Annotated in this window: 8 protein-coding genes; 4 read left to right on the top strand and 4 right to left on the bottom strand. The window is 74.4% G+C overall.

Annotated features, from left to right (window positions below; all coding sequences use genetic code 11):
- Both C1A33_RS16910 and C1A33_RS16905 read right to left on the bottom strand, forming a co-directional pair.
- The coding region (locus C1A33_RS16910; RefSeq protein ID WP_101832454.1) for a sensor histidine kinase at positions 1 to 1,156 on the bottom strand (1,156 nt) is incomplete at its 3' end.
- 5 nt (positions 1,157 to 1,161) lie between these two features.
- The gene (locus C1A33_RS16905) at positions 1,162 to 1,902 is read right to left on the bottom strand and encodes a response regulator transcription factor (protein ID WP_101832453.1); all 741 of its coding nucleotides are present in this window, start codon (positions 1,900 to 1,902) and stop codon (positions 1,162 to 1,164) included.
- Positions 1,903 to 2,112: 210 nt separating this feature from the next.
- On the opposite strand from C1A33_RS16905, the gene C1A33_RS16900 reads away from it, so the two are divergent.
- Together C1A33_RS16900 and C1A33_RS33720 are read left to right on the top strand one after the other, a co-directional pair.
- Positions 2,113 to 3,051, top strand: coding sequence for an acyl-ACP desaturase (locus C1A33_RS16900; RefSeq protein WP_101832452.1), 939 nt, complete (start codon positions 2,113 to 2,115; stop codon positions 3,049 to 3,051).
- 101 nt (positions 3,052 to 3,152) lie between these two features.
- Complete coding sequence (locus tag C1A33_RS33720) at positions 3,153 to 3,608, top strand: hypothetical protein (protein ID WP_115537968.1); 456 nt, start codon at positions 3,153 to 3,155, stop codon at positions 3,606 to 3,608.
- A 65-nt stretch (positions 3,609 to 3,673) separates the two neighbouring features.
- On the opposite strand, the gene C1A33_RS16890 is transcribed toward C1A33_RS33720, so the two are convergent.
- Positions 3,674 to 4,321, bottom strand: a complete 648-nt coding sequence (locus C1A33_RS16890) for a dTMP kinase (protein ID WP_101832450.1) — start codon at positions 4,319 to 4,321, stop codon at positions 3,674 to 3,676.
- On the bottom strand, positions 4,318 to 4,761 hold the full coding sequence (locus C1A33_RS16885; RefSeq protein ID WP_101832449.1) for a hypothetical protein: 444 nt from the start codon (positions 4,759 to 4,761) through the stop codon (positions 4,318 to 4,320). The genes C1A33_RS16890 and C1A33_RS16885 overlap by 4 nt, the downstream gene beginning before the upstream one ends.
- A gap of 193 nt (positions 4,762 to 4,954) precedes the next feature.
- Here C1A33_RS16885 and C1A33_RS16880 point away from each other — a divergent pair, with 193 nt between their 5' ends.
- Both C1A33_RS16880 and C1A33_RS16875 read left to right on the top strand, forming a co-directional pair.
- Positions 4,955 to 6,400: a sensor histidine kinase gene (locus C1A33_RS16880; protein ID WP_207770346.1), complete on the top strand. Its 1,446-nt coding sequence runs from the start codon at positions 4,955 to 4,957 to the stop codon at positions 6,398 to 6,400.
- Positions 6,397 to 7,038: a response regulator gene (locus tag C1A33_RS16875; RefSeq protein WP_101832447.1), complete on the top strand. Its 642-nt coding sequence runs from the start codon at positions 6,397 to 6,399 to the stop codon at positions 7,036 to 7,038. The genes C1A33_RS16880 and C1A33_RS16875 overlap by 4 nt, the downstream gene beginning before the upstream one ends.
- The last annotated feature ends 82 nt before the right edge of the window (positions 7,039 to 7,120 follow it).

Genomic DNA, 7,120 nt, shown 5'->3' with positions numbered 1-7,120 from the left:
GGGTGAGGCGGATGTCGATGGCGGCGGTGGGTGGGGTGTGGACGCGGGCGTTGGTGAGGAGGTTGCCGACGAGCTGGCGCAGGGCGTCGGCGTCACCGAGGACGGAGCAGGTGGCGGGCAGGTCGACGTGGACGGGACGGGTGGGGGCGGCGGCGCGCAGGTCGGCGACGGCGTCGCGGACCAGGGCGGCGAGATCGAGCTCGGTCATCTGGATGGGGTGGACCTCGTCGAGGTGGGCCAGGTAGAGCAGGCCGTCGACGAGCGCGCCCATCCGGGTCGCCTCCTCGGTGATGCGGCGCAACGCCGCGTCGGCCTCGTCCGGCGGGACCATCCCGCCGCGCAGCAGGTCGGCGTAGCCGCGGATGGACGTCAGAGGTGTGCGCAGCTCGTGGGAGGCGTCAGCGGCGAAGCGGCGTTCGGCCTCCTGGGAGGCGACGCGGGCGGCGAAGGCGGCCTGGATCTGGCCGAGCATGGTGTTCAGGGCGGCGGCGAGCTCACCGGTCTCCGAGCGGGGCGGGCCGGCGGGCACCCGGCGGTCCAGGTCGCCGGCGGCGATGGCGGCGGCGGTGCCGATCATCTGGCGCAGCGGGCGCAGGCCCCGGGTCAGCCACAGCCAGGCAAGGACCGCCATGACCGCGAGCACCGTGAGCCCGACGGCGATCTCCACGCGCACCAGCCGCCGGACCGTCTCGCTGACCGGCCGCAGCGGCAGCGCGACGAGCACCTGGGCGCCGCCGGGAAACGTGCGTTCCACGGCCCGGTACCGGTCGCCGTCCGCGACCACCGTGAACGGGCCGGCCCGCTGCGCGCCGCCGGCGACGGACCGCACGCCGGCGGCGTCGAGCAGTGCCGTGGCTGGCGGCGGCGGGCTCGCGGATCCGGTGACGCGGCGCAGCGTGCCGTCGGCCTGGCGGATCTCGACCAGGTAGTCGCTGGGGCCCGCGGCCTGACCCGCGCTCGCCGGGTCGAGCAGCCGGGGCCGGGCCAGCAGCGCCGACAGTGGCCGGCCGCCGAGCAGCTCCGCCCGGCTCAACTGCTGGTCGACGCGCTGGTAGAGGTAGGAACGGAGCGCGAACACGCTGGCGATTCCGGCGCCGGCGAGGCCCAGCGCGGACAGGGCGAGCAGGCCGGCCATCAGTCTCAGCCGCAGCGTCATCCCCGTCACCGTCCCGACGTTGAGGTGCCCGCCGGCGAGGTGCCCGACGGCAGGCGCAGGGCGTAGCCGAAGCCGCGCTGGGTGTGGATGAGCGACGGGCCATGCTGGCCGAGCTTGCGCCGCAGGTAGCTGACGTACTGGTCGACGACGGTCGGCTCGCCGGCATAGTCGTAGCTCCAGACGGCATCGAGGATCTGGGCCCGCGACAGCACCCGGTTGGGGTTGGTCAGCAGGTAGCGCAGCAGCGAGAACTCCGTCGGGGACAGCTCGATCGGCGTGCCGGCCCGGGTGACGAGATGGGTGTCGGTGTCGAGCTCGACGTCGGCGAAGCGCAGGACGGCGGTCCGGTCGGGCTCGGCGGGTGGGCTCGGCGGGCTGGTCCGGCGCAGCACCGCCCGCACCCGGGCGACGAGTTCGTCGACGGCGAACGGCTTGGTGACGTAGTCGTCGCCGCCGTACGTCAGTCCGGCGATCTTGTCCCGGTGGGCGTCGCGGGCGGTGAGGTAGACGACGGGCACGTCCAGGCCGTCAGCCCGCAGCATCCGGCAGACCCCGAAGCCGTCCATGTCGGGCAGCATCACGTCGAGGATCATGAGGTCGGGGCGCGCGTCGGCGGCGAGCGTGAGCGCCGCGCGGCCGGTGGTCGCGGTCAGGACGTCGAAGCCGTGGAAACGCAGGGCCATCCGCAGCAGGTCGACGATGTTCGGCTCGTCGTCGACGACGAGCACCCGCGGTACCTGCGCCATGTCCGCTCCCTCGGCCGGTGTCCAGGACGTCCCGAGTCCAATGGGATGTCCCGAGTCCAATGGGATGTCCCGAGTCCATGGGAACAGCATGTGAGTCCCATGTGAGCATGCCGCCGGCGGCCACAACTGCTCCGCCGGGACAGTCCGGCGATCGCGAATCCACACTCGGCGGCCATGGTTGACAGGCTCGCAGCCTGGAACTGTTTACCAATGCGATCCCCCACGGACATCGACCTGCTCCGCGAGCTGGAGCCCGTCGCCGAGGCGAACGTCAACCGGCATCTCGGCATCGCTCCGGAGTGGATGCCACACGAGTACGTCCCCTGGAGCCAGGGACGGGATTTCGACGAACTGCCCTGGGAGCCTGGCCAGTCGGTGCTGCCGAAGGCGGCGCAGATCGCCTTCGAGGTCAACCTGCTCACCGAGGACAACCTGCCCAGCTACCACCGCCTTATCGTCGAGGGCTTCGGCCGGGAGGGTGCCTGGGGCACCTGGGTGCACCGGTGGACAGCCGAGGAAGCACGTCACGCGATCGTCATGCGCGACTACCTGATGGTCACCCGCGGCGCCGATCCGGTGACGTTGGAGCAGGACCGGATGTACCAGATGTGCAAGGGCTACGACAAGGCCGACGCCTCGGCGCTGCAGGCGATGGCCTACGTGTCCTTCCAGGAGCTCGCGACCCGGGTGAGCCATCGCAACACCGGTCGCGTCTGCGCCGAGCCGGTCGCCGAGCGTCTGCTGGCCCGCGTCGCCGCGGACGAGAACCTGCACATGATCTTCTACCGGAACATGGTGGCGGCGGCGCTCGAACTCGCGCCGTCCCGCATGGTGCCCATCATCCGCGACGAGATCGTCGGCTTCCAGATGCCGGGCGTCGGTATCCGCGACTTCGGCCGCAAGGCCATCAAGATCGCCGTGGCCGGCGTCTACAACCTGCGCATCCACCACGACGACGTCATCGCGCCCATCCTGCGCCAGTGGCGCTTCTTCGACCTCGAGGGCCTGGACGCCGAGGCCGAGAAGGCCCGCGAGGAGGTCGCCGCGTTCCTCACCGGACTCGACGCGGCGGCGACCCAGCAGGACGAGAAGATCGCGAAGACCCGCGCCCGCGCCGAGCGACGCAGCGAGGCCCTCGCCTCCGCCTAGCCCGCGATTCGGACCAGCCGGCCGTCCGGAGTGTCCGCATGTGGGTCGTACGTGCTACGGTCCGGCCGTCGCGACCACCGACGGAAACGGACGGAGTCCGCGTGACCTCGCATCGGCGCAGCGGCCGGATCAGCATCCCGCAGCTCGGCCTGGGCATCGTGGCCATCGCCGCGGTGACGGTCGCGGTGCTCATCGGGCAGCCCGGCGCGTCCAGCCCCACGGGTGACTCCAGCGGCAGCGGCGGCGCCACCCCGTCGCCGGCCGCGACCAGTGCGCCCCCGCCGGCGGCCGACCGCAAGAGCACGTCCGCCGAGGCGTCCGGCCTCGCCTCGTCGGCGCCGGGTGGCGCCGAGACCGGCACCGGCGCCAACCGCGCGCAGGACGCCAGCACGGGCGCCGGCGATCGGGGCGTGACCTCGGCGGCGGGTGCCGGCGCGCCCCGCCCGGGGCGGCCGCCGAGCGCCCAGCAGTCCGGCGCCCACCGTCCCCCGGGCCGGGGTTCCGGCGACCTGCGGCTGCCCGCCGTCGACCTGCCCAGCTGCATCGTCGGCTGCTGACCGGCAGCGGCCGCGTTGGTCAGAGGCTGGGCTGGGCCGCGCGTGGGCTGGTCGGAGGATGCGGTTCAGTGGGCGCTGGCGGCGGTGAGCCAGCCGTCGACGGCGTCGACGCCGGTCTCGCGGTCCACGACCAGCCACGGCGACAGCCAGCTCCGGGCCGCCAGATCCTCGTACATGTGGGCGCAGCGGGCCTGCAGGCCGTCGTCGGCCTCGAAGGTGTCACGGGGACGGCCCGGGTCGCCGTCGGCGCGGGCGCTCGCGTCGGCACGGGCCCGGTCGACCTCTATCCGGAGCAGGACCTGCAGGTCCGGCACGGGCAGGGCGAGTGAGCCCAGCTCCAGGTCGGCGATCCAGGACTGGAAGGCGGCCCGCTCGGGCTCGGCCAGCCGGGCGGCACCGTACGCCGCGTTCGACGCGACATACCGGTCGAGGAGCACGACGTCGTGCTCGGCAAGCAGGGCGTCAAGCTCGGGCCGCGACGCCGCCCGGTCCAGCGCGAACATCATCGCCGTCGCTCTCGGCTGGGCCGCGACAGCGGCGAGACCGGCGTCCCCGGTGAGCAGCCCGCGCAGCGCCGGGCCGAGCGGGCGCGCCTCGTAGCGCGGGTAGGCGAGGGTGGCGACGCTGCGCCCGACGCCGGTCAGCCGGGCGACCAGCCGGGTGGTCAGCGTGTTCTTCCCTGCGCCGTCGAGCCCCTCGATCGCGATGATCATCCTGCCACCGGCTGCCGGCGGAAGTGCTCGACGACCGCGTCGGACCAGCCGAGCAGCCGGCCGGCGAGCGTGGGGGCGATACCCGCCCGGGCCGCCGCCGCTTCGAGGCGGGCGAAGCGAAGCTCCGGCGGCAGCAGCGCCAGCGCCGCCGCCTTGCCCTGGAACTGCGCCCACAGGCCGGTCAACACCCGGCCCTCGATCGGTGGCATGCCCGCCGCGGCCGTCCCGAGCACGGGGCGCGACCACCAGCCCTCGCCGCGGATGACCGCCGAGGCCGCGGGCTCCCCGCGGACCACGTCCAGCCCGCCGGTCACCAGGTTGTTCGCGTTGCGGACGGCGACGAGGGGATGCCGGTACTCCAGCCGGTCGCCCCGCTCGGCCAGACAGGCCGCGAGATACCACAGGGACAACAGCGTCGGCGGCGTTCCCGACACGAGCATGCGCTCGAGCCTAGCCCACGCCGACATACGCCTGGGCGCGCCGCCCGCCGTGTGCCTGACCACGGCACGCGGTGCACGGTGCGTCGCCCGCAGGCCGCCGTGCGCGTGCGCCGCCTGCCGTACGCCCGCTGTCGTAGGCGGGCTACGCCCGCAGGCGGATGTGCCGGGCCTCGGCGCCGGCTACCGTCGCGGCATGGCGGTGGACACGGCGGTGCGGCGGGTGGGGCAGCTGTCCTCGCGCGTGCGCGGCGTCATCCGCCTGCGTGATGTCGCCGCGCTGCTCGCCACCGGCCTGGTCGTCGTCGGCGCGTCGCACGGCGCCGCCCACGATCAGGTGCCGCCGGCGCGGCCGCTGGACGCGCTGGCCTTCACCCTGCTCGCCCTGCTCGCCGCGACCGTCACGCTGCGGCGGCGCTCACCGCTGGCGATGCTGGCGGCATCCGCGCTGCTGCTCGGGACCCTGCTGGGGGCGGGCTACCCGCACGGGCCGTCGTTCCTGCCGGTGGTCGTCGCGTCGGTGTCCGTCGGGCTGCGGCACGAGCTGCGCGTCGTGTGGCGGGCGGCCGCGGGCGCGACCGCGGTCGTGCTCGCGGGGTCCGCCCTCGGCGCCGCCCAGGGGTATGCCCCGGGCCGGTGGGAAATGGCCTTCCAGGCCGTCGGGGCCGTGCTCCTGTGTACTGTGCCGGCTCTCGTCGGCGCGCTGGCCCGCGGCAGTCGGGCGGCCGCCGCGCAGGTCAAGGAGGAGGCCACCCGCCGCCGGGTCGAGCAGGAACGGCTGCGGATGGCCCGCGAGGTGCACGACGTCGTCGGGCACAGCCTGTCGGTGATCTCGCTGCGGGCCGCGGTGGCGCTGCACGTGCTCGACCGCCGGCCCGAGCAGGCTCAGCTCGCGCTGGAGGCGATCCGCCGGGCCAGCGTCGACGCCCTCGGCGAACTGCGGTCCACCCTTGCCCTCACCCGAGCCGGCCAGGACGCCGGCCCGGCTGGCGATGGCCCGGGCGCCGACGGGACGGGGGGCGATGGGCCGGGCGGCGGTGAGCTGGGCGTCCGCGGTACGGAGATCGGCGGCTCGGCAGCGGCCGCCGGGTACCCGGGCGCGGGACGGGTTCCGGATGGTGACCCGGTGGAGGCGCCGCTGACCGGGCTCGGGAGGCTGCCGTCGCTGCTACGGGAGGTGCGGCTGTGCGACGTGCCGGTTCAGTTGGTCACTGACGGTGATTCCGCGCGGCTCGGCGAGCTGCCCGTCGATGTCGACCTCGCCGCCTTCCGGATCATCCAGGAGTCCCTGACGAACGTGCTGCGCCACGCACCGCGGGCCAGTACCCAGGTCCGGGTGCGCCTCGCGCTCGCCGCCGATCGCCTCTGCGTCGACATCACCGACAGCCCCGACCCGCTCCTACCGGCTGAACCGACGGCTGGGTCGGCTCAGCCGGCTGAGGTGGTTGGGGTGGTTGGGGTGGGTGAGGTGACGACGTCGGCCGGGGCCGGTGGCTGTGGTGGTCATGGGCTGACAGGGCTGCGGGAACGTGCCGCCGAGCTCGGCGGCACGCTGACGGCAGGCCCCGTGGCAGGCGGCTGGCGGGTGTTCGCGGAACTCCCGGTACCCGCCGCCGCGGTGCCGGTGGAGGCCAGGCGGTGATCCGGGTCGTGATCGCTGACGACCAGCCGCTGGTCCGTCTCGGGCTGCGCGTCCTCATCGAGACGGAGGACGATCTGGAGCTCGTCGGCGAGGCCGAGGACGGGCGCGCCGCCGTCGACGTCGTACGGGCCACCCGCCCGGACGTCGCGCTGCTCGACATCCGGATGCCCGTGCTCGACGGTCTGGCCGCGCTGCGCGCGATCGTCGCCGAGCCCGACCTCGCCGGCACCCGGGTCGTCATGGTCACCACGTTCGAGGTGGACGAGTACGTCTTCGCGGCGCTGCGCGGCGGCGCGTCGGGCTTCCTCCTCAAGGACGCGGAGGCCGCCGACCTGCTGCGCGCGATCCGGGTCGTGGCCGCCGGCGACTCGCTGCTGTCCCCCACGGTGACCCGGCTCGTCATCGAGACCTTTGCCCGCCGACCCACCCTCGACGCCCCCGACCTGCGCGGTCTCACCGAGCGCGAACGCGAGGTGATGGGCCTGGTCGGCCGCGGTCTGTCCAACGACGAGATCGCCGCCCATCTGGTGATCAGCCCGGCGACCGCCCGCACCCACGTCAGCCGGGTGATGGTGAAGCTCGCCGCCCGCGACCGCGCCCAGCTCGCTGTCCTCGCCGGCCAGGCCGGCCTCGCCTAGGCCGCGTGTCGAGTTGTGATCTCTCGGGCCGTCCTCGTGTGGACACGTCCGCTCGCCACCCGCCGCCCGCCTACCGTGCCCC

The organism is Frankia canadensis (assembly GCF_900197875.1).
Classification (GTDB): Bacteria; Actinomycetota; Actinomycetes; order Frankiales; family Frankiaceae; genus Frankia; species Frankia canadensis.
This window is presented reverse-complemented; position numbering and strand designations above follow the sequence as displayed.

Excerpts from the sequence above, each read along its gene's own strand:
- C1A33_RS16905 (WP_101832453.1), bottom strand. The coding sequence starts at position 1,902 with ATGGCGCAGGTACCGCGGGTGCTCGTCGTCGACGACGAGCCGAACATC.
- C1A33_RS16900 (WP_101832452.1), top strand. The coding sequence starts at position 2,113 with ATGCGATCCCCCACGGACATCGACCTGCTCCGCGAGCTGGAGCCCGTC.
- C1A33_RS16890 (WP_101832450.1), bottom strand. The coding sequence starts at position 4,321 with ATGATCATCGCGATCGAGGGGCTCGACGGCGCAGGGAAGAACACGCTG.
- C1A33_RS16885 (WP_101832449.1), bottom strand. The coding sequence starts at position 4,761 with ATGCTCGTGTCGGGAACGCCGCCGACGCTGTTGTCCCTGTGGTATCTC.
- C1A33_RS16880 (WP_207770346.1), top strand. The coding sequence starts at position 4,955 with ATGGCGGTGGACACGGCGGTGCGGCGGGTGGGGCAGCTGTCCTCGCGC.